Raw genomic sequence first — 20,195 nt, 5'->3', positions numbered from 1 at the left:
GGGCGGATTACCCAAATGCCACCTAAAATCAGGGGAATGACTGTCAATTCCACCCCTTCTAGAGCTTTGCCGCGCCGCTTTACCCTGATGCTATCTGGGGAAGATGCCTTAGATGAGCTTGAAACCAGAGATAGCCCTCAGCAAGGACTTCCTCATGAACGTTTTCTGCTGGGAGAAAAGGTGCCGCTTGCCCCCGTTTTACTTCTGGGGCAATCCAATCTAGCAGTCAACCCAAATGAAATAATTGCCTGCCTACAGCCAGTTCATCTGCATGCCACACGTGATCACCTCATTTTGATGGGACAAAGTCAGATTGATCTGACGGAAAAAGAGTCATCCGAACTTCTTAACGCAGCCCTTCCTTTTATCGAAGAAGATTTTCAGAGTGTTGTTTTATTTCAGAATCAACACTATTGGTTTATTCCTGCAGGACCTTTTGCGAGCTTAGAAAGTTACAGCGTTGATCAAGCCCATGGTCGTAATATTGACTGGTGGATGCCACGCGATTCCAAAGAAGAAGGTATCGCCAAACGATGGCGAAAACTTCAAAATGAAATCCAAATGCTTTGGCATATTGGTTCGGTTAATGAAGAACGAGCAGAGCGTGGAATGCCCAGCATTAACTCACTTTGGATTAGCGGCATTGGCAAACTCAATGATGTGCAAGTGCCAACACCATTAAAGCAATCGCAGCGCCTCTTTGGCCCGCATCCTATGCTAGCTGGCCTGGCAAAGCTATTAAGCCTTCCCCATGAAATCACTTTAGATGAGAAAAACTTAGTCGGCGCCTTTGCGTGGCTGGAGCAGCCTCAACTGGCTTGGCCACAATTAAGCGCAGCCCTGCTTGATAAACAGCTAGATGAAGTAGTCATCATCGACTTTCCAAAAGGTAAAGTGCGTGAGCGAACATTTACCGCTAAAAACCTTTCCAAAAAATCTTGGGCCTTCTGGAAAAAAGCAGAGCTACTAACTTGGAAAGAAATTACTCAGCTATGAGTGGTGCATGAGCTTTATATGAGTCTATTTTCTCAACGCCCTTTCTCAGAACGCACTGCCACTTGGTTAGCACAGAGTGGATTACATCCATTACTAGCTCGACTCTATGCCGCAAGGGGTCTGCAATCTCCTGAAGAACTCTCGCTCGATTTAAAGCAACTACTTTCACCTGTTGAGCTCAAAAATTGCATCAGCACGGCAACACTGCTTGCAGATATTCTGGAGAAAAAAGAGCCAATGCTCATCGTTGCGGACTACGACTGCGATGGTGCGACTGCCTGCGCCGTTGGCGTACGGGGCTTACGCATGCTGGGCGGGCCTGAGACCCCAATTCAGTTTCTAGTTCCAAACCGCTTCACGATGGGCTATGGTCTGACGCCAGAGGTAGTGGAGCTAGCTGCACAACAAAACCCAAAACCGAAATACCTCATTACCGTAGATAACGGGATTGCCAGTGAAGCTGGTGTTGATCGCGCCCGTGAGTTAGGAATGGAAGTCATTGTGACCGACCATCACCTGCCCGGAGATAGCTTACCCAAGGCTTTAGCAATCGTTAATCCCAATCAACCAGGCTGCAGCTTTCCTAGTAAAGCACTTGCTGGTGTTGGCGTGATGTTTTATATGCTCGTTGCATTGCGTGCAGAACTTCGTAAGCGCGGAAAATTTACTAATGAGACTCAGCCTAAGGTAGAAAATCTTCTCGACCTCGTTGCTTTAGGAACAGTTGCGGACGTTGCTCAACTTGATCGCAATAATCGCGTATTAGTTTCCAATGGTTTAAAACGCATTCGCGCAGGTATCTCACAGCCCGGTATTCAAGCGCTGTTTCAGGCGGCAACCCGAGATCCACGCAAGGCTAATACATTTGATTTAGGTTTTGCGATTGGCCCCAGACTCAATGCTGCTGGGCGTCTAGCGGATATGACCTTAGGTATTCGCTTACTTCTTACTGATAACGCTGATGAAGCCTTAAATTTAGCTCACGAACTCGACCGCATTAATCGCGAACGCCGTGTAATTGAAACAGGCATGCAGGAAACCGCCCTCTCTCATCTTGCTGAAGATCAATTAGCGGGCACTATGGCAGAGCGCACCAGTATTTGCTTATGGAATCCAGAGTGGCATCAAGGAGTCGTTGGTATTGTTGCTTCACGCTTAAAGGAACGCTTCAATCGTCCAGCGATTGTGTTTGCGCCTGCCGATGGCAGCACGGGCGAAGAATTACGGGGCTCCGGTCGTTCACTCACTGGCTTTCATTTGAGAGATGCTTTAGATCTTGTTTCTAAACGTGAGCCTGGGCTCATTCTCAAATTTGGCGGTCATGCAATGGCTGCAGGCTTAACCATACGTAAAAGTGATTTTGAAAAGTTTGATACCTGCTTTCAGGAAGTAGCGAGCAGTCTACTCACAGATGAATTACTTGAACGTCGCCATGCACATGACGGCGCATTGGAGCTTTCTGAATTCACCCCTGAAATTGGTGACTTACTAGCCGAAGAAATCTGGGGCCAAGGCTTCCCTCAGCCGGTTTTCTATGGGGAATTTGAGATTGCCCAGCAAAGCCTCATGAAAGAAAAGCATTTGCGTCTCATGGTCCGCCCGATCGGCGATTCTGAGCTCAAAGCGAGCAATAAACCAATCACCGCTGTTTGGTTTAACCGCACACAAAGCCTGCCCGCCAAAGCCAGGCTGGCCTACCGCCTCGTGACTGACCGCTACCAAGGTCAAGCCCGCGTGCAGCTGATGATTGAAGCCCATGATGAGGGTCCTGGCAACTGAGCATCGCCTAAGGGTTCGGGACAATAACCCCCTTATAATTAGGGGATGGAAGCTGAACAACTAAACACTATTTCAAATACCTTGTCCGACCTGCTCACTCGTGAGCAAGCTCTTCGGGGGTATCTTTGACTTCGAAGTAAAGTCACGTCGCCTTACTGAAGTTAATTCAATTCTGGAAGATCCCACGATTTGGGATGATCAAAAGAAAGCACAAGCACTCGGCAAAGAAAAGAAATTGCTCGATGGCGTAGTTGCCACTCTTACTGATCTCAATACCAACATTACTAGCGCTCTTGAGCTGTTTGACATGGCTAAAGAAGAAAGCGATTTTGAAACAATCGCTGCTATCGAGCAGGATGTTGAGAACTACAGCAAGATTGTTGGCGACCTCGAGTTCCGCCGCATGTTCCACAATGAGATGGACTCGTGCAATTGCTTTATTGATATTCAAGCAGGCGCTGGCGGTACTGAAGCCTGCGACTGGGCCAGCATGCTCTATCGTCAATACCTCAAGTATTGCGAACGCAAAGGCTATAAAACTGAAATTCTTGAAGAATCTGATGGTGACGTTGCTGGCATTAAGAGTGCAACCATTAAAGTGGATGGTGAATATGCTTACGGCCACCTCCGCTCAGAAACTGGTGTGCACCGCTTAGTACGTAAATCACCTTTTGACTCTTCAAATGGACGCCATACTTCATTTGCCTCTATCTACGTCTACCCAGAGATTGATGACTCAATTGAGATCGACGTTAATCCAGCCGATATTCGCACCGACACCTACCGCGCCTCTGGTGCGGGTGGTCAGCACATTAATAAAACCGACTCTGCAGTTCGTTTAACCCACATCCCCACTGGGATTGTGGTGCAGTGTCAGAATGACCGCAGTCAACACCGTAACCGCGCTGAAGCAATGAGCATGCTTAAGTCACGTCTCTACGAACACGAGATACAAAAGCGTCGCGCTGAGCAGGACAAACTAGAAGCCAGCAAGACTGATGTGGGCTGGGGTCATCAAATCCGCTCCTATGTATTGGATCAAAGCCGTATTAAAGATTTACGAACTAACGTTGAGATTTCGAATACCCAAAAAGTATTGGATGGCGATCTCGATGCCTTTATTGAAGCTAGCCTGAAACAAGGCGTATAAAACTAACACCCATTACCGCGTCACTATAGATATGAACGATAAAACCAATTTAGACACAGCCCCAGCTACTGAAGTAGTTGATGAGAATCACATCATTGCAGAGCGCCGTGAAAAACTTGCCAAGCTTCGTGCTGGCGGAGTCGCATTCCCAAATGATTTTGTGCCAACACATTTGGCAGCAGATTTACATGCTCACTATGACAGTCTTACTAAAGAAGAATTAGCCGCCAAGAAAGTTCACGTCAAAGTAGCTGGACGTATGGTACTTAAGCGTGTGATGGGTAAAGCAAGCTTCGCAACCATTCAAGACCGTAGTGGCCAGATTCAGTTCTACATCAATGACGAACTTAGCGGTGCTGATGTGCATGGCGCCTTTAAGCATTGGGATATGGGTGACTTTATCTCTGCTGAAGGTAACCTGTTCAAGACCAATAAAGGCGAGCTGTCTGTTGAGTGCAGCAACTTGCGCCTCCTTAGTAAGTCATTGCGCCCATTACCAGATAAGTTCCACGGTCTATCAGACTTAGAGACTAAGTATCGCCAGCGTTATGTGGACCTCATTGTTAATCCAGAAAGTCGCAATACCTTCAAGGCACGTAGTAACGCAATCGCATCCTTACGTCGCCATATGTTGGATGCCGACTTCATGGAAGTGGAAACACCGATGCTCCATCCGATTCCTGGTGGCGCAGCAGCTAAGCCGTTCATCACTCACCATAACGCACTTGATATGCAAATGTTCTTGCGTATTGCACCTGAGCTCTATCTCAAGCGTTTAGTGGTTGGTGGTTTTGAGCGTGTCTTTGAAATCAATCGCAACTTCCGCAACGAAGGTGTAAGCCCACGTCACAATCCAGAATTCACAATGATGGAGTTTTATGCGGCATATACAGACTATCGTTGGCTAATGGATTTCACAGAAGGCTTGATTCGTGCGGCAGCTATTGATGCCCAAGGTACTGCGGTATTGACACATCAAGGTCGCGAACTCGATCTGAGCAAACCATTCCAGCGTTTGACTATTACGGAGGCAATCCTCAAGTACTGCGGTCAGTCAGGCAAGAACTATGAAGCCGCTCAATTGGATGACATCAACTTCATTCGCGCTGAATTGAAAAAGGGCGGCGAAAATCCAGATGCCCCTACCCTTAAGAATGCCGGCATTGGTGCACTCCAACTCGCCCTCTTTGAATTGGTTGCTGAAGAACATCTGTGGGAGCCAACTTACATCATTGATTACCCAATCGAAGTCAGCCCACTCGCTAGAGAGTCCGATACCCGCCCAGGCATTACTGAGCGTTTTGAGCTCTTTATCACCGGTCGCGAAATCGCTAATGGTTTCTCAGAATTAAACGATGCGGAAGACCAAGCAAATCGCTTCCGCAAGCAAGTAGAGCAAAAAGAAGCGGGCGACGAAGAAGCGATGTACTTTGACCATGACTTCATCCGCGCCCTCGAGTACGGCATGCCTCCAACTGGCGGCTGCGGCATTGGTATCGATCGCTTAGTAATGCTACTTACTGATGCACCCAACATTCGTGATGTGATTCTCTTTCCGCATTTGCGTCGCGAAGAAGAGTAAGCATTCTCGAAATATCAAAAGGCACCCTAGGGTGCCTTTTTTATTGCCAACCTATTTAAAAGTAGCTGTGCTTATAACGGCGCTTATGCTGGCAAACCTTTTTCATCGAACACTCCCTCGAATAAGGCAGAGCTCAAGTAACGCTCAGCAGTATCAGGTAGAACCACCACGATGGTTTTTCCAGCGTACTCAGGCTTCTTAGCCAGACGTACCGCTACTGCAGCAGCTGCACCACAGGAAATGCCCACCAAAATACCCTCTTCCTTGGCAATACGGCGGGCAAACTCAATTGCTTCTTCGTTGCTGACTTGCTCCACCTTATCCACCACCGATAAATCGAGGTTATCCGGAATAAACCCAGCGCCAATACCTTGAATCTTATGTGGGGCAGGTTTAATTTCTTCGCCATTTAACTTCTGTGTGATCACAGGACTAGTAGTTGGCTCAACCGCAACCACTTCAATATTCTTTTTCTTAACGTTCTTAATGTAACGAGCAACACCAGAGATTGTTCCACCAGTTCCTACGCCGGCAACAAACACATCAATCTTGCCATCGGTGTCTTCCCAAATTTCTGGGCCAGTTGTCTTTTCATGAATCGCCGGATTGGATGGATTACTAAATTGCTGAAGCAAAACATATTTAGAGTCAGATTCAGCTATCTCTTTCGCTTTAGCAACTGCGCCATTCATACCCTTGGGGCCTTCGGTCAACACAATCTTGGCACCCAAAGCCGTGAGTAACTTACGACGCTCCATACTCATAGTCTCCGGCATGGTGAGCGTCAGCGGAATACCACGAGTTGCCGCCACGAAGGCCAAAGCAATACCGGTATTACCACTGGTAGGCTCAACAAGCTCTTTACCAGGACCTAAGAGCCCTTTTTCTTGAGCATCATTAATCATCGCAACGCCAATACGGCACTTAACCGAATAAGCAGGATTGCGGCCTTCAATCTTGGCCAGAACGGTCGCCTTTGCACCGTCGGTTACGCGGTTAAGACGCACCAATGGTGTCTTACCAATGGTTAGTGAGTTATCAGCAAAGTAAGTCATCAATATTCCTTAGTGCAAAAAATGGGTTTGATAGAGATCTTATGGGTTAAGGCGGGACTTGTAAAAGATGTAATTGTTATTTACTAACAATCTCAGCGTCTATAGATTAGGGTTTCTTAAAAAAGGTTACCAACAATACTAGTGTGAGCGCCACAAACCATAACAAGGACCATTCCGGAACTTGCAGACCCAAAATAGCTGGGAGCTTTGCAGAACATAAGCCGTCTGCCTTAAATAACCAAGGTAGGTTTTGTACAAATTGAAACTGATTAATCCAGGTTTCTAAAGGGTCTATTCCACAAGATTCACTTGGATGAGATAAAAGCCAAACATGATGCCCGGCTACTGCCACCCCATATCCAGCAGCTAATATTGCCAGACTATGAAACCACTTTCTCAACGGAGGAATGCCGGCAGCTAAAAGACATGAAATAGCGACACCTAAATAACCCACTCTTTGCAAAACACAGAGTGGGCATGGCAAAAAACTGACCCCCTGATACCCTACCTGCTGAAGAACAACAGCAAACGCCACCAAGCCAAAGCTTAGAAGCGATAAAAGTAAGTAATGGCTTTTTTTCATATCTAGATGATAGCTAATAGGCATAACTGAGCTAGTAAGTCGCTTCTTTATTACTAAAAGTCTGATCTATATCACTACAGAGTCCTATTTTTTGAGGGATTAGCCTCAATTTAGCGCCCTAAGAATGGGATAATCACCCTTTTGCTATCACCTAATTAATACGCTTTTATGGCCGCATACAACACCGAAACAGTCCTCACCGTTCACCACTGGAACGACACTCTATTTAGCTTTACTACTACTCGCAACAAAGGCTTACGCTTTCGTAGCGGTCACTTCTTGATGATTGGTCTAGAAGTTGAAGGTAAGCCATTGGTTCGTGCTTATAGCGTTGCCAGCCCAAACTATGAAGAGCATCTCGAGTTTTTAAGTATCAAGGTTCAAGATGGTCCTTTAACTTCACGCCTACAGAAGATTCAGGTTGGCGATCCGATTCTCGTCAGCGAGAAGTCTGTTGGCACCCTGGTGTTGGATGACTTAAATCCAGGTAAGCATCTTTACTTGTTTAGTACCGGTACTGGCCTAGCCCCCTTTATGAGCATCATTCGTGATCCAGAGACTTATGAAAAGTTCGAGAAGGTTGTGTTGATTCATGGAGTGCGTCTAGTAAGCGAGTTAGCTTATGCAGATTACATTCGCGATGAACTCACTCAAGATGAATTCTTGGGCGAGCTCATTCGTGAAAAACTCATCTATTACCCAACAGTGACACGTGAGGCTTTCAAACACACAGGCCGCCTCACTACTGCGATTGAATCTGGTCAACTCTTTAAAGATATTGGCTTGCCACCGCTTGATCCAGCAGTGGATCGCGCCATGATTTGCGGTAGCCCTTCTATGCTAAAAGAAACCTCTGAGATGCTTGATGCCAAAGGCTTTAAAGTCTCACCAAGCCTTGGTCAAATGGGTGACTATGTCTTTGAACGCGCATTCGTAGAAAAATAATCAGTTTAGTTCTATATATCTAAAAGTCATTTAGATATCGCTATATATTCCTTGTGGATATATAGGCGGCTTGGTAAATTCGCCTTAACGAGATATTTACCAAGGAATTTTGATGTCCCCCGTTCGAGAGCATTACAACCCTGTAATCACCCAATTATTGCGTGAGCATGACCGACTCCCCCACGAAAAGGTCGCAGAGCGCAAAAGCTTTCAGCGTCAAATTCTATTTCTCATGAACGCCATCAAACTCGAAGAGTTTGAGCAGTCATTCGCCTAATTAGGGATATAGATCATGTTGCAATTTTTTCAAGACTCTTCCCAATTTATTATTTCTGGCGCCTTAGTGGGTTTGCTGGTTGGAATGACAGGCGTTGGCGGAGGATCGTTGATGACTCCTTTGTTAACAATTATTTTTGGCGTCGCTCCAAAAACGGCGGTCGGAACTGATTTGGCATTTGCTGCTATTACAAAAGGCTTTGGTACTGCAGCACACCGCCTACATGGGAACGTACGCTGGGATATCGTCAAATTACTTTGCATTGGCAGCATTACTACTGCCATTATTTCTATATTGGCACTAAAGATCATTGGCCCCGTTTCAAAAAACTTTAATCACTTTATTAGCATCTCCATTGGCGTTTCCGTTCTATTAACTGCTGTTTCGTTACTGTTTAGAGCAAAGATCTTGAAATGGGTTCAAGCAAACCCAAATTTTTTACCCAGCGGCTCAAACTTAAAAGCAGCAACCATTGTTGTAGGTGCTGTAATTGGCGTTCTAGTAACAGTATCCTCAATCGGTGCAGGTGCAATTGGCGCAACCTTGATATTGATTCTGTATCCACATCTCAAACCTGCAGAAGTGGCTGGTACCGATATTGCCTATGCCGTTCCTCTTACTGCTCTTGCTGGAATAGGGCATTGGTGGCTTGGTAATGTTCACTTTGACTTGCTTTTTGGCCTCTTGCTGGGATCCGTTCCCGCCATCTGGCTGGGCGCAAGACTCTCAAGCACTCTTTCAGAGCGAACAACTAGAAATACCCTTGCCGTAACCCTATTTTTGGTTGGAATCAAGTTAGTTTCATCATGATTACTCCAGAATTTTGGTCCACTCCATTAAGCACCCTTACTCCTGCGGAGCTTGCCGAAAAGTCTGCCGTTTTAAAGCAGCGTTTAGCTGACATTTCCTCACGCTTCTCTGATGTTCGCTTTGCAACCAGCCTCGCTGCAGAAGACATGGTGGTTACCGATGCTATTGCTAAGGCTGGCGCCAAGATTAAGTTATTTACATTAGCGACCGGTCGCTTACACCAAGAGACTGTAGATATGGTGAAGACCACTGAAGATCGCTATAGCGTTTCGATTGAAAAGGTCTACCCTCAAGAAGGCGATGTTCAAGCTTTTATTGAGCAATATGGCATGAATGGTTTTTACGATGGTGAAGAGCCCAAGAAGGCTTGTTGTGGCGCGCGCAAGATTAAACCGCTTAATGTCGCATTACTTGGTGCGGATGCATGGATCACCGGCCAGCGTCGTGAACAATCTACTACACGCACTGAACTTAATTTAGAAGAGTTGGACGATGCAAGAGGTATCGCCAAATTCAACCCCCTGTTCGATTGGACTGAAGCTGATATCTGGGCCTATATCAAACAAGAAAACGTTCCTATTCATCCTCTGCACCTTAAGGGCTACCCCAGCATTGGCTGCGAGCCCTGCACCCGTCAGGTGAAGAAGGGTGAGGACATTCGCGCTGGTCGCTGGTGGTGGTTGCAAAGCGATAGTAAAGAATGTGGCTTGCACGTTAATAAATAATTCGAATTCAATATCAATACTTAGTAGAAATAACTTACAGAATGTCAGAACAAAAATTACTTGATGATCACTTAGATTGGCTTGAAGCCGAATCGATCTACATCATTCGTGAAGTGGTAGCCCAGTGCTCTAACCCGGCCATGCTGTTTTCTGGCGGCAAAGACTCCATTGTGATGTTCCATTTGGCGCGCAAGGCATTTCAATTTGGAGATCGCCCGGTGAAATTGCCTTTCCCAATTTTGCATATTGATACAGGCCACAACTACCCAGAAGTAATCGCCTATCGCGATGCTGTTGTAGAGAAAACTGGTGTGAAGTTGATTGTGGGTCACGTTGAAGACTCCATCAAAAAGGGGACTGTACGTTTACGTAAAGAAACAGATTCACGCAATGCTGCTCAAGCCGTTACCTTGCTAGAAGCCATCGCAGAGCATGAATTTGATGCTCTGATGGGTGGTGCACGTCGCGATGAAGAAAAAGCCCGCGCTAAAGAGCGTATCTTCTCCTTCCGCGATGAATTTGGCCAATGGGATCCTAAGGCTCAGCGCCCTGAACTCTGGAACCTCTATAACGCCCGAATCGCCAAAGGCGAGAACATGCGCGTATTCCCAATTTCTAACTGGACAGAACTCGATATCTGGCAATACATCTCACGTGAGAAATTGGAGCTACCAAGCATCTACTACACACACCAGCGTGAAGTAGTGAAGAAAAATAGCTTACTCGTTCCAGTAACGGATGTAACACCTAAGGCACCCGGGGATGTTAGTGAAGTTCTGAGTGTTCGATTCCGTACCGTTGGTGATATCAGCTGTACCTGCCCAGTCTTAAGCACTGCTGCAACTCCACTAGAGATCATTGCCGAAACCGCCATTACCGAAATCACTGAGCGCGGTGCAACCCGTATGGACGACCAAACTAATGAGGCCTCCATGGAGCGCCGCAAGAAAGAAGGTTACTTCTGATGACTATCAATCAAAATCAAAACGTTGTTCGCTTTATCACTGCAGGTAGCGTAGATGACGGCAAGAGCACTTTAATTGGACGTTTACTCTATGACACCAAATCCATTTTGGTGGACCAATTGGAGTCACTCTCCAAAACGAAACATGCACGCGTCACCTCATCTGATGCAGGCGTTGATTTGGCTCTCCTCACCGATGGCTTAGAAGCTGAACGCGAGCAAGGCATTACGATTGATGTGGCTTACCGCTACTTTTCTACGCCAAAGCGTAAATTTATTGTTGCTGATGCTCCAGGTCACGAGCAATACACTCGCAACTTAGTAACTGGTGCATCTCAATCTGATGTTGCAGTCATTTTGGTTGATGCAACACGCGTTGATCTCAACACCACTCCAGCCACTCTATTGGCGCAAACCAAACGTCATGCGGCGATTGTGCATTTATTGGGTCTGCGTCATGTGGTATTTGCCGTCAATAAGATGGACTTATATGAGTTTGACGAGAAAGTCTTCAATACCATCAAGATTGCGATTGAAGATCTGACTCAAAAAATTGGGTTACCAAAGCCAACTTTGATTCCAATCTCAGCTTTGCTCGGCGCGAATGTTGTTACTGCCAGCAAAAATACACCTTGGTATAAAGGGCCTACTCTTTTAGAGTGGCTTGAGAGTTTAGATACCAGCCCCGAGTCCGAAAAGCTAGCGCTCCGCTTCCCAGTCCAGTATGTTGCACGCCAAGATGGCAGTGCTTCCGATGACTTCCGTGGCTACCTTGGAGAAATAGAGTCCGGCAGCATCCGCAAGGGCCAAAAGATTAAAGTTCTGCCAAGCGGCTCTGAGGCAACTGTTACCGAGATTTATTTAGGCAATCGCTCAAGCGACAAGCAAACCAATGGAAACAATGCGGTGGAATCTGCTGAAACGGGTCAAGCGGTAGCTATTCAATTATCTGAAGATATTGATATATCGCGCGGCTCTTTATTTATTAGCGCTGAAGATAGTCATCCACCAGTATTGAGCAAGCAACTTTCTGCTGATTTATGCTGGTTAGATAGCGAACCACTCTCATTGAGTCGTAAATATGCTTTACGACACACCACCAATACCGTTAGTGCAAAAGTGAAGAACATTCAACAAGTTTTAGATGTTCAAACCTTGTCTCAAGCTAGTGATGTGCATGCACTTTCCACCAATGAGATTGGCCGTGTTGATTTCATTCTGCAAAAACCAATTGTTGCAGACTTGTTTGATCAATCCCAGCGTACTGGTGCCTTTATCTTGATCGATGAAGCTACCAATCACACAGTGGCAGCCGGAATGATTCGTGAGGCCACAGCACAGTAATTGCTAAATCTGCATTAAGGAACAAAAGGCCTCGCGATGCGGGGCCTTTTCATTTACCAAAAAGAAAAGCCACCCCGAAGGATGGCTTAAAAGATTTTTTTGGAGGTACTACCTAAAGAATGAACTACGAATTCATATTAATCCTCTAGAAACCTCTGACTTGTGTCATTTGCATGATTGCAGGCATTAATGCTTCATTTTGGTGCGTTAATGGTTCTCTTTGGCATGATTGATTGAGTATTTGGGGATTTCAATCACTAGATCCTGCTTTGCCACAATAGCCTGGCAAGACAAACGAGACTGAGGATTTAGCCCCCATGCACGATCCAACATATCTTCCTCATTCTCATCAGGAGGATTCAAACTCTGAAAGCCCTCTTTCACAATCACGTGGCAGGTAGTACAAGCACACACCATATCGCAAGCATGTTCAATTGGAATGTCATTCTCTAATAAAGCCTCACAAATCGACGTGCCCGGAGCAACCTCAACCACTGCGCCTTCAGGACAATACTCACTATGCGGTAGTACGACGATTTGAGTCATGATTCTTTTCTATTGGGTTCAGTTTGAATTTTTTGAATTCGTTCTTGGGTTATATATTTTTAAATCTCAGCAACATTCTTGCCAGATAAAGCCTTCTGAATACTAGCGTTCATCCGTTTTTGCGCAAAGTCATCGGTTGCTTTTGCTGCATGATCCACTGCTTTACGAACCACCGCGCTATCTGCTTCATCATTTAAGATCTTTTGAAGCGTTGCCATCTCTTGATCAATGACCTTCTGCTCATCTGCACTCAATAAAGCACGATCGCTTGTAAGCGCGGTCTGCACCGCATCTAGAAGGCGCTGTGCATTAACCCGCTCTTCACGCAATGATCTAGAAAGCAAATCTTCTTTTGCAGATGAAAAACCATCTTGCAGCATGCGAGTAATTTCGGCATCGGTCAAACCGTAGGAAGGCTTGATATCAATCGAGGCTTTTACGCCGGAGCCTTGCTCGGTTGCGCTAACTGAGAGCAATCCATCGGCATCCACCTGGAAGGTCACTCGAATACGCGCAGCACCTGCGGCCATCGCCGGAATACCGCGCAGCTCAAACTTACCTAAAGACCGACAGTCTTGAGCCAACTCACGCTCACCCTGGACTACTTGTATTGCTAGCGCAGTCTGACCATCTTTAAAGGTTGTGAAATCCTGTGCTCTAGCGACTGGAATCGGTGTATTACGTGGAATGATTTTTTCTACTAAGCCACCCATGGTTTCAACACCAAGTGATAACGGAATGACGTCCAAGAGCAACCATTCATCATCTTTACTTTGATTGCCGGCCAACAGGTCGGCTTGCATCGCAGCGCCTAAGGCGACTACCTGATCAGGATTTAAATTATTTAATGGCTGTGTGCCAAAGAGCTCACCAACTGCGCGCTGTACATTCGGCATACGTGTTGAACCACCGACCATTACTACGCCTTTAACATCCTCGGCTTTTAAGCCTGCATCGCGCAAAGCTTTTTTACAAGCCATCAAAGTCTTGGTTACTAAATTCTGAGTAATCTCAAAGAACTGTGCCTGGCTTACGCCAACATTGACCACCGTGCCATCAGCAAGGGTCTCATGAACGCGCGCCAGAGGGTTGTGACTCAACTGCTCTTTGGCGTGCTTACAAGCCTGCAAGAGCGTTGCATGATCATGAATCGATAGCGGTGGAAGCTTGGCTTGTTCAATTACCCAACAATACAAACGATGATCAAAGTCATCACCACCTAAAGCGGAATCACCACCAGTAGAAAGCACTTCAAAGACACCGCGACTCATACGCAGTATCGAGATATCAAATGTTCCGCCACCTAAGTCATAGACGGCATAGACGCCTTCTGAGGCGTTATCTAGTCCATAAGCAATTGCGGCAGCTGTAGGCTCATTCAGTAAGCGCAGCACTTCAATGCCTGCTAACTTGGCAGCATCTTTTGTGGCTTGACGTTGCGCATCATCAAAATAAGCGGGAACAGTAATTACTGCTCCCACGATTTCATCGGAGACAGAATCTTCTGCCAACTGACGTAAACGCGCCAGAATTTCTGCGGAAACTTCAATAGGACTCTTATCGCCAGCAACGGTTCTCAGCTTAAGCATTCCTGGCTGATCAACAAAGTCATAGGGAGCACTTTCAATATGTTCCACATCCAGCAAGCCACGGCCCATGAAACGCTTTACGGAAACAATCGTGTTCTTAGGATCAATTACGACGCTCTCAAGCGCCTCAAAGCCCGCTTGAGTTCTGCCATTTGGCAGATAACGGATGACTGATGGAAGTAGCTCTCTACCCTGCGCATCTGGCAAGACCTTAGGCAAGGCATCACGCACAATCGCTACCAATGAATTCGTAGTTCCCAAATCAATGCCCACGGCAATGCGGCGCTGATGGGGCGCTAACGATTTACCGGGTTCAGAGATTTGTAATAAGGCCATAGGAGATAGAGTTTAGCTTGATTGAGACTAGATTAAGGCCGCAATGGTGTCATCAAGTTCAACCGCAAACTTATCAATGAAAAGTAAACCACGTAGCAATTCTGCTGCGCGCTGATAATTTTTAGCCCCATCAATAGCCTGGGCGATTTCAGCTAGGGTATCTGCCTTTGATTCTTCTACCTCGGCCATCAAAGCCTCTAAAGCGGGCAAATCTTCCGCTTGTTCATCGAGACTTTCACGCCACTCCATCTGCCTCATCAAAAAAGCGGCAGGCATTGCAGTATTGGTTTCTAATTTTGCATCCACGCCATGAAGCTGGCAAATATAGAGGCCGCGTTGGATTGGGTTCTTCAATGTTTGCAAAGCAGTGTTAGCAAGGGTAGCCATCTGCATGGCAAGGCGTTGCTCCGCATCACTGCCACGCGCATGGCGATCAGGGTGCACTTCTTTTTGAATCGCCAGGTATGCCTGCTCTAGAGCAGGCAAATCGATTTTGAATTGCTGATTTAAACCAAAGAAGCGGAAGTAATCGTCAGACGCGGAAGGATTCGCCACAACCACACTCATCTTTTACGTTTGGATTTTGAAACTTAAATCCCTCGTTCAAACCCTCACGCACAAAGTCTAGCTCTGTACCGTCCAAGTAAGCCAAGCTTTTTGGATCTATAAATACCTTAATGCCATTGGACTCAAATACCTGGTCCTCAGCTGCAGGTTCATCAACATATTCAAGTTGATAAGCCAAGCCGGAGCAACCTGTTGTGCGCACACCCAAGCGCAAGCCACAACCTTTGCCGCGCTTTTCTAGGTTGCGATTTACGTGCGCAGCTGCTTTATCAGTTAAGGTAATTGCCATAGTTATCCACTTCTTTTTCTTTTTTACTCTTACTTCGCTGGATGCTTTTCTTTGTAATCCGCCACCGCTGCCTTGATGGCATCTTCAGCCAAGATAGAACAGTGAATTTTTACAGGAGGCAAAGCCAACTCTTCAGCAATGAGTGAATTCTTAATCTCTAGCGCTTGATCCAATGTCTTACCCTTAACCCACTCTGTTACCAGAGAAGATGAAGCGATCGCAGAACCACAACCATAAGTCTTAAACTTTGCATCTTCGATCACGCCTTGATCATTCACGCGAATCTGTAATTTCATTACGTCGCCGCAGGCTGGGGCTCCAACCATGCCGGTACCTACGCTGTCGTCGCCCTTCTCAAATGAGCCAACGTTGCGGGGATTTTCGTAGTGGTCGATGACCTTTTCGCTATATGCCATGGTATTTCCTCTTAAATTTCTTTATCTTTAAATATTTTTAGTGTGCAGCCCATTGAATCGTGCTGATATCGATTCCGTCTTTATACATTTCCCAGAGCGGAGATAACTCACGCAACTTGGCAATCTTTTCTTTTACTAACTTGATAGTGAAGTCGACTTCTTCTTCAGTCGTAAAGCGACCCAAGGTAAAGCGAATTGAACTATGCGCCAACTCATCGTTGCGACCCAGCGCACGCAATACATAAGAAGGCTCTAGGGATGCTGAGGTACAGGCTGAACCAGAAGAGATTGCCAAATCTTTCAACGCCATCAACATGGACTCGCCTTCAACATAGTTAAAACTAATGTTGAGGTTATGCGGAACACGATCATCCATATCACCGTTGACATAGACTTCTTCAATATCTTTCAAACCATTGAGTAAGCGATCACGCAGTCCACGAATACGATTATTCTCTTCGATCATCTCAACACGAGCAATGCGGAAAGCTTCGCCCATGCCAACGATTTGGTGAACAGCCAAGGTTCCAGAACGCATACCGCGCTCATGACCACCGCCATGAATCTGTGCCTCAATACGAATACGTGGCTTACGACGTACAAACAAGGCGCCAATACCTTTAGGGCCATAAGTCTTGTGCGCAGAAAAGCTCATCAAGTCCACCTTGATCTTTTCTAGGTCAATATCTACTTTGCCAGTTGCTTGCGCTGCATCTACATGCAAAATCACGCCACGTGAACGGCACAGCTCACCAATGGCAGGAATATCTTGCACAACACCAATCTCATTGTTGACATACATGACTGAAGCCAAAATCGTACCTGGCTTCATTGCAGCCTCAAGTTGAGCAAAATCAATCAAACCATTTGGCAACACATCCAAGTAAGTTACTTCGTAACCTTCGCGCTCTAATTCACGACAAGTATCTAAAGTTGCCTTGTGCTCGATTTTAACAGTGATAATGTGATTGCCACGATCTTTGTAAAAATGCGCTGCGCCTTTTAATGCTAAGTTAATACTTTCAGTGGCGCCGCTAGTAAAGACAATTTCTCTAGGGTCAGCATGCACCAACTGAGCAACCTCTGAACGCGCCCACTCAACAGCTTCTTCTGCAGCCCAGCCATAAGCATGACTACGGGAAGCAGCATTACCAAACTGCTCGCGCAAATAAGGCAACATTTTGTCGACCACACGCGGATCAATCGGCGTTGTAGCTGAATAGTCCATATACACCGGAAAGTGCTTAGGGCTAAACATAGGAACCGGTTGTTTCGGAAGGTCTTGTGGTGCGTTCATGGTTTATTTATCGGTAGGTAATACGTTATTAACTTTGGCGCGCCAAATTGAATACGGAATTCACTAATGGCGCTTTAGGCGCTACTTCTTTTTTAGCTGCAAGTGCTGTAGCAGGCTTATCTGCTTTAGAGCTTTCAACTTTAATTTTCTTTTGACGCATATCTTGAATCACAATGCCGCGCCCTTCTTGCTGATGAACTAAATCTTTTAAGCTCACCGAACTCAGGTACTCAACCATTTTGGAATTGAGATTGCTCCAGAGATCATGCGTCATACAACGGCCATGATTTTCTTCGTCGGTATGACAGTTACCTTTGCCACCACATTGGGTTGCATCGAGAGGTTCATCAACAGCAACAATAATGTCAGCCACACTCACCTCAGAGGACGGACGTGCCAAGGTGTAACCACCACCAGGACCACGTGTGCTCTCCACGATATTGAAACGGCGTAATTTGCCGAACAATTGCTCGAGGTAAGAAAGGGAAATCTTTTGTCTTTGGCTAATTCCGGCCAAAGTTACGGGGCCATGCGTTTCACGCAGGGCTAAATCAATCATTGCGGTTACTGCAAAACGACCTTTGGTTGTAAGTCTCATATGTCACCTTGGTAATGGATTGTTATGGACAGCTAACAGTCGGGCGGGTAATACCCGACCATTCCACTCAACTTTACCATATTCCCTATCAAATTGCTCGGGAATTATCCCAAAAAACCTCAATGCAAGCCAGGAATTGACTGCTCAATCTTTAGACAGAGTCCCTAGATCTGGCCCCAAAAGCCATTTCTTTAACCTTAGTGAGTCTATCCCTGGTGCTGGCAGCCTTTTCAAACTCCAAATTCTTGGCTTCAGCGTTCATTTGCTTCTCCAGGCGCTTAATTTCGGCCGCCAAGTCCTTCTCACCCATATCTTCATAATGAGCCCGCTCCTGCTCAACCTGCATCTCCTGACGCTTCTCTTTGACGTCATAGACACCATCAATAATGTCCTTAATGCGCTTTTTGACGCCCTTAGGCTCAATCCCATGAAGCTTATTGAAGGCAATTTGCTTGGTTCGCCGTCTTTCGGTCTCCCCCATGGCGCGTTTCATAGAGTCGGTAATCCGATCGGCATACAAAATCGCCTTGCCACGAACATTACGAGCAGCGCGACCAATAGTCTGTATCAGACTGCGCTCTGAACGTAAGAAGCCTTCTTTATCGGCATCCAAAATGGCCACTAGAGATACCTCAGGAATATCCAAACCTTCGCGCAATAAGTTAATGCCGACCAGCACATCAAAGACGCCCAAACGTAAGTCACGCAAAATTTCTACACGCTCAACAGTATCGATATCGGAGTGAACATAACGCACCTTCACGCCATTGTCTGAAAGATAGTCTGTTAATTGCTCCGCCATTCGTTTCGTCAATACGGTAACCAGAACTCGCTCATGTACTTTGACACGTGCATGAATTTGATCCAACAAATCATCAACCTGTGTACTTGCTGGTAATACTTCAATTTCTGGATCAACCAAACCAGTTGGTCTTGCTACTTGCTCGACTACTTGACCTTGATGTGTTTTCTCATAATCAGCTGGCGTTGCAGAAACAAAAATGGTTTGACGCATTTTGGTTTCAAACTCAGTAAATTTGAGTGGACGGTTATCCATCGCCGAAGGCAAACGGAACCCAAATTCCACCAAAGTATGTTTGCGAGATTTATCCCCGTTATACATGGCATTGAGCTGCCCAATCAGTACATGGCTCTCGTCGAGGAACATCAAAGCATCGTTAGGCAGATAATCCACTAACGTAGGCGGTGCCTCGCCAGGAGCGGCTCCGGAGAGGTGACGAGAGTAATTCTCAATGCCCTTGCAGAAACCTAACTCATTAAGCATCTCTAAATCAAAACGCGTGCGCTGCTCAAGGCGTTGCGCCTCAACCAGTTTGCCATCCTTCACAAACTCATCTAAGCGAGTACGCAACTCCGTCTTGATGGTTTCAATTGCCTTTAAAACAGTATCGCGTGGTGTAACGTAATGTGAGCTTGGGTATACAGTAAAGCGTGGAATCTTTTGGCGAATCTTTCCAGTCAGCGGATCAAAAAATTGCAAACTCTCAATCACATCATCAAAGAGTTCAACGCGCACTGCTAACTCATTATGCTCAGCTGGGAAAATATCAATGGTGTCGCCACGCACTCGAAATACGCCGCGCTTGAAATCGGTTTCATTACGGTCGTACTGCATGGCGATCAGTCGCATCAAAATATCGCGCTGACTCATCTTGTCACCAGGACGTAATGTCATCACCATGCTGTGATAGTCGCCCGGATTACCAATACCGTAAATTGCGGAAACGGTTGCAACAATAATGACGTCACGGCGCTCTAACAAACTCTTCGTTGCCGACAAACGCATCTGCTCGATGTGTTCATTAATGGAGGAGTCTTTTTCAATAAAGAGGTCCCGCTGCGGAACGTAGGCCTCAGGCTGGTAGTAGTCGTAATAGCTAACAAAGTACTCAACAGCGTTTCTTGGGAAAAACTCCCTAAATTCGCTATAAAGCTGAGCGGCCAAGGTCTTATTGGGGGCAAAAATGATGGCTGGACGACCCGTTCTAGCGATGACATTGGCCATCGTGAAGGTCTTTCCGGACCCTGTAACCCCTAAAAGCGTCTGGAAGGTCAATCCGTCTTCAATACCCTCTACCAGGGCATCAATAGCCTGGGGTTGGTCCCCAGCCGGCGGGAAGGGCTGATAGAGCTGATAAGGGGAGTCTGGGAAGGTTACAAATTTGGCTGGATCGAGGTCGTGGCCAGCCTCACCCAAGGGATCTGCCACAGGGGTTTTTGGCACTTCTTTTACTTCGGCTTTTGAACCAGTTTTGGGCAACTTAGGGGGCATCTCGGCTATCATTTCACCTGTGAGACTTCTTCACAGCGAATTTTGTACAAACAA

The 20,195-nt window shown here is 46.3% G+C and carries 20 protein-coding genes; 10 read left to right on the top strand and 10 right to left on the bottom strand.

Features of this window, described 5'->3' with window-relative positions; all coding sequences use genetic code 11:
- Positions 1–36 precede the first annotated feature (36 nt).
- The 4 genes from ICV90_RS02760 to lysS all read left to right on the top strand — a co-directional run bounded on the left by ICV90_RS02760 (position 37) and on the right by lysS (position 5,507).
- A complete protein-coding gene (locus tag ICV90_RS02760; protein WP_251367772.1) occupies positions 37–996 on the top strand; it encodes a hypothetical protein in 960 nt (319 codons plus the stop codon).
- Between the two features lie 18 nt (positions 997–1,014).
- Positions 1,015–2,775: a single-stranded-DNA-specific exonuclease RecJ gene (recJ, locus tag ICV90_RS02755; protein WP_215359500.1), complete on the top strand. Its 1,761-nt coding sequence runs from the start codon at positions 1,015–1,017 to the stop codon at positions 2,773–2,775.
- A gap of 45 nt (positions 2,776–2,820) precedes the next feature.
- A protein-coding gene (gene prfB / locus ICV90_RS02750; RefSeq protein ID WP_215359499.1) for a peptide chain release factor 2 occupies positions 2,821–3,925 on the top strand; the annotation gives its coding sequence in 2 pieces (ribosomal slippage) (positions 2,821–2,892 and positions 2,894–3,925; 1,104 coding nt in all).
- Between the two features lie 31 nt (positions 3,926–3,956).
- Positions 3,957–5,507 carry a lysine--tRNA ligase gene (gene lysS, locus ICV90_RS02745; RefSeq protein WP_215359497.1) on the top strand — a complete coding sequence of 517 codons (1,551 nt, stop codon included), beginning with the start codon at positions 3,957–3,959 and terminating at the stop codon, positions 5,505–5,507.
- 83 nt (positions 5,508–5,590) lie between these two features.
- Here the strand turns inward: lysS and cysK are convergent, their stop codons facing one another.
- Positions 5,591–6,562 carry a cysteine synthase A gene (gene cysK, locus ICV90_RS02740; RefSeq protein WP_215359495.1) on the bottom strand — a complete coding sequence of 324 codons (972 nt, stop codon included), beginning with the start codon at positions 6,560–6,562 and terminating at the stop codon, positions 5,591–5,593.
- A gap of 106 nt (positions 6,563–6,668) precedes the next feature.
- Entirely contained in the window at positions 6,669–7,145 is a 477-nt protein-coding gene (locus ICV90_RS02735) for a disulfide bond formation protein B (RefSeq protein WP_215359493.1), read from the bottom strand.
- A gap of 168 nt (positions 7,146–7,313) precedes the next feature.
- Here ICV90_RS02735 and ICV90_RS02730 point away from each other — a divergent pair, with 168 nt between their 5' ends.
- From ICV90_RS02730 to ICV90_RS02705, 6 genes are all read left to right on the top strand, one after another.
- Positions 7,314–8,090: a ferredoxin--NADP reductase gene (locus tag ICV90_RS02730; protein ID WP_215359491.1), complete on the top strand. Its 777-nt coding sequence runs from the start codon at positions 7,314–7,316 to the stop codon at positions 8,088–8,090.
- Between the two features lie 112 nt (positions 8,091–8,202).
- Positions 8,203–8,367, top strand: coding sequence for a hypothetical protein (locus ICV90_RS02725; protein WP_215360502.1), 165 nt, complete (start codon positions 8,203–8,205; stop codon positions 8,365–8,367).
- A gap of 15 nt (positions 8,368–8,382) precedes the next feature.
- Positions 8,383–9,177 carry a sulfite exporter TauE/SafE family protein gene (locus ICV90_RS02720; protein ID WP_215359489.1) on the top strand — a complete coding sequence of 265 codons (795 nt, stop codon included), beginning with the start codon at positions 8,383–8,385 and terminating at the stop codon, positions 9,175–9,177.
- Complete coding sequence (locus ICV90_RS02715) at positions 9,174–9,902, top strand: phosphoadenylyl-sulfate reductase (RefSeq protein ID WP_215359487.1); 729 nt, start codon at positions 9,174–9,176, stop codon at positions 9,900–9,902. The genes ICV90_RS02720 and ICV90_RS02715 overlap by 4 nt, the downstream gene beginning before the upstream one ends.
- Positions 9,903–9,943: 41 nt before the next feature.
- Positions 9,944–10,867, top strand: a complete 924-nt coding sequence (gene cysD, locus ICV90_RS02710) for a sulfate adenylyltransferase subunit CysD (RefSeq protein WP_215359485.1) — start codon at positions 9,944–9,946, stop codon at positions 10,865–10,867.
- Positions 10,867–12,210, top strand: coding sequence for a sulfate adenylyltransferase subunit 1 (locus ICV90_RS02705; RefSeq protein ID WP_371743865.1), 1,344 nt, complete (start codon positions 10,867–10,869; stop codon positions 12,208–12,210). Before cysD ends, ICV90_RS02705 begins: the two co-directional genes overlap by 1 nt.
- 207 nt (positions 12,211–12,417) lie before the next feature.
- Here ICV90_RS02705 and fdx read toward each other — a convergent pair whose 3' ends face one another.
- The 8 genes from fdx to uvrB form a co-directional block, all read right to left on the bottom strand.
- Positions 12,418–12,756, bottom strand: a complete 339-nt coding sequence (fdx, locus tag ICV90_RS02700; RefSeq protein ID WP_215348652.1) for an ISC system 2Fe-2S type ferredoxin — start codon at positions 12,754–12,756, stop codon at positions 12,418–12,420.
- 59 nt (positions 12,757–12,815) lie between these two features.
- Entirely contained in the window at positions 12,816–14,681 is a 1,866-nt protein-coding gene (gene hscA, locus ICV90_RS02695) for a Fe-S protein assembly chaperone HscA (RefSeq protein WP_215359483.1), read from the bottom strand.
- Positions 14,682–14,708: 27 nt separating this feature from the next.
- Positions 14,709–15,236 carry a Fe-S protein assembly co-chaperone HscB gene (gene hscB / locus ICV90_RS02690; protein ID WP_323473302.1) on the bottom strand — a complete coding sequence of 176 codons (528 nt, stop codon included), beginning with the start codon at positions 15,234–15,236 and terminating at the stop codon, positions 14,709–14,711.
- On the bottom strand, positions 15,214–15,537 hold the full coding sequence (iscA, locus tag ICV90_RS02685) for an iron-sulfur cluster assembly protein IscA (RefSeq protein ID WP_215359479.1): 324 nt from the start codon (positions 15,535–15,537) through the stop codon (positions 15,214–15,216). The genes hscB and iscA overlap by 23 nt, the downstream gene beginning before the upstream one ends.
- Before the next feature lie 29 nt (positions 15,538–15,566).
- Positions 15,567–15,953 (bottom strand): Fe-S cluster assembly scaffold IscU, encoded by a 387-nt coding sequence (gene iscU / locus ICV90_RS02680; protein WP_068322308.1) that lies wholly within the window; start codon positions 15,951–15,953, stop codon positions 15,567–15,569.
- Between the two features lie 37 nt (positions 15,954–15,990).
- The gene (locus ICV90_RS02675; RefSeq protein WP_371743864.1) at positions 15,991–17,250 is read right to left on the bottom strand and encodes an IscS subfamily cysteine desulfurase; all 1,260 of its coding nucleotides are present in this window, start codon (positions 17,248–17,250) and stop codon (positions 15,991–15,993) included.
- Positions 17,251–17,278: 28 nt separating this feature from the next.
- Positions 17,279–17,848: a Fe-S cluster assembly transcription factor gene (locus ICV90_RS02670; RefSeq protein ID WP_215321639.1), complete on the bottom strand. Its 570-nt coding sequence runs from the start codon at positions 17,846–17,848 to the stop codon at positions 17,279–17,281.
- Between the two features lie 151 nt (positions 17,849–17,999).
- Positions 18,000–20,153 (bottom strand): excinuclease ABC subunit UvrB, encoded by a 2,154-nt coding sequence (gene uvrB, locus ICV90_RS02665; RefSeq protein ID WP_371743863.1) that lies wholly within the window; start codon positions 20,151–20,153, stop codon positions 18,000–18,002.
- Between the last annotated feature and the right edge of the window lie 42 nt (positions 20,154–20,195).

Source organism: Polynucleobacter sp. JS-JIR-II-b4 (genome assembly GCF_018687815.1).
In the GTDB taxonomy this organism is placed as follows: Bacteria; Pseudomonadota; Gammaproteobacteria; order Burkholderiales; family Burkholderiaceae; genus Polynucleobacter.
The sequence above is the reverse complement of the archived record's forward strand: the minus strand, read 5'-3'. Positions and strand labels throughout refer to the sequence as shown.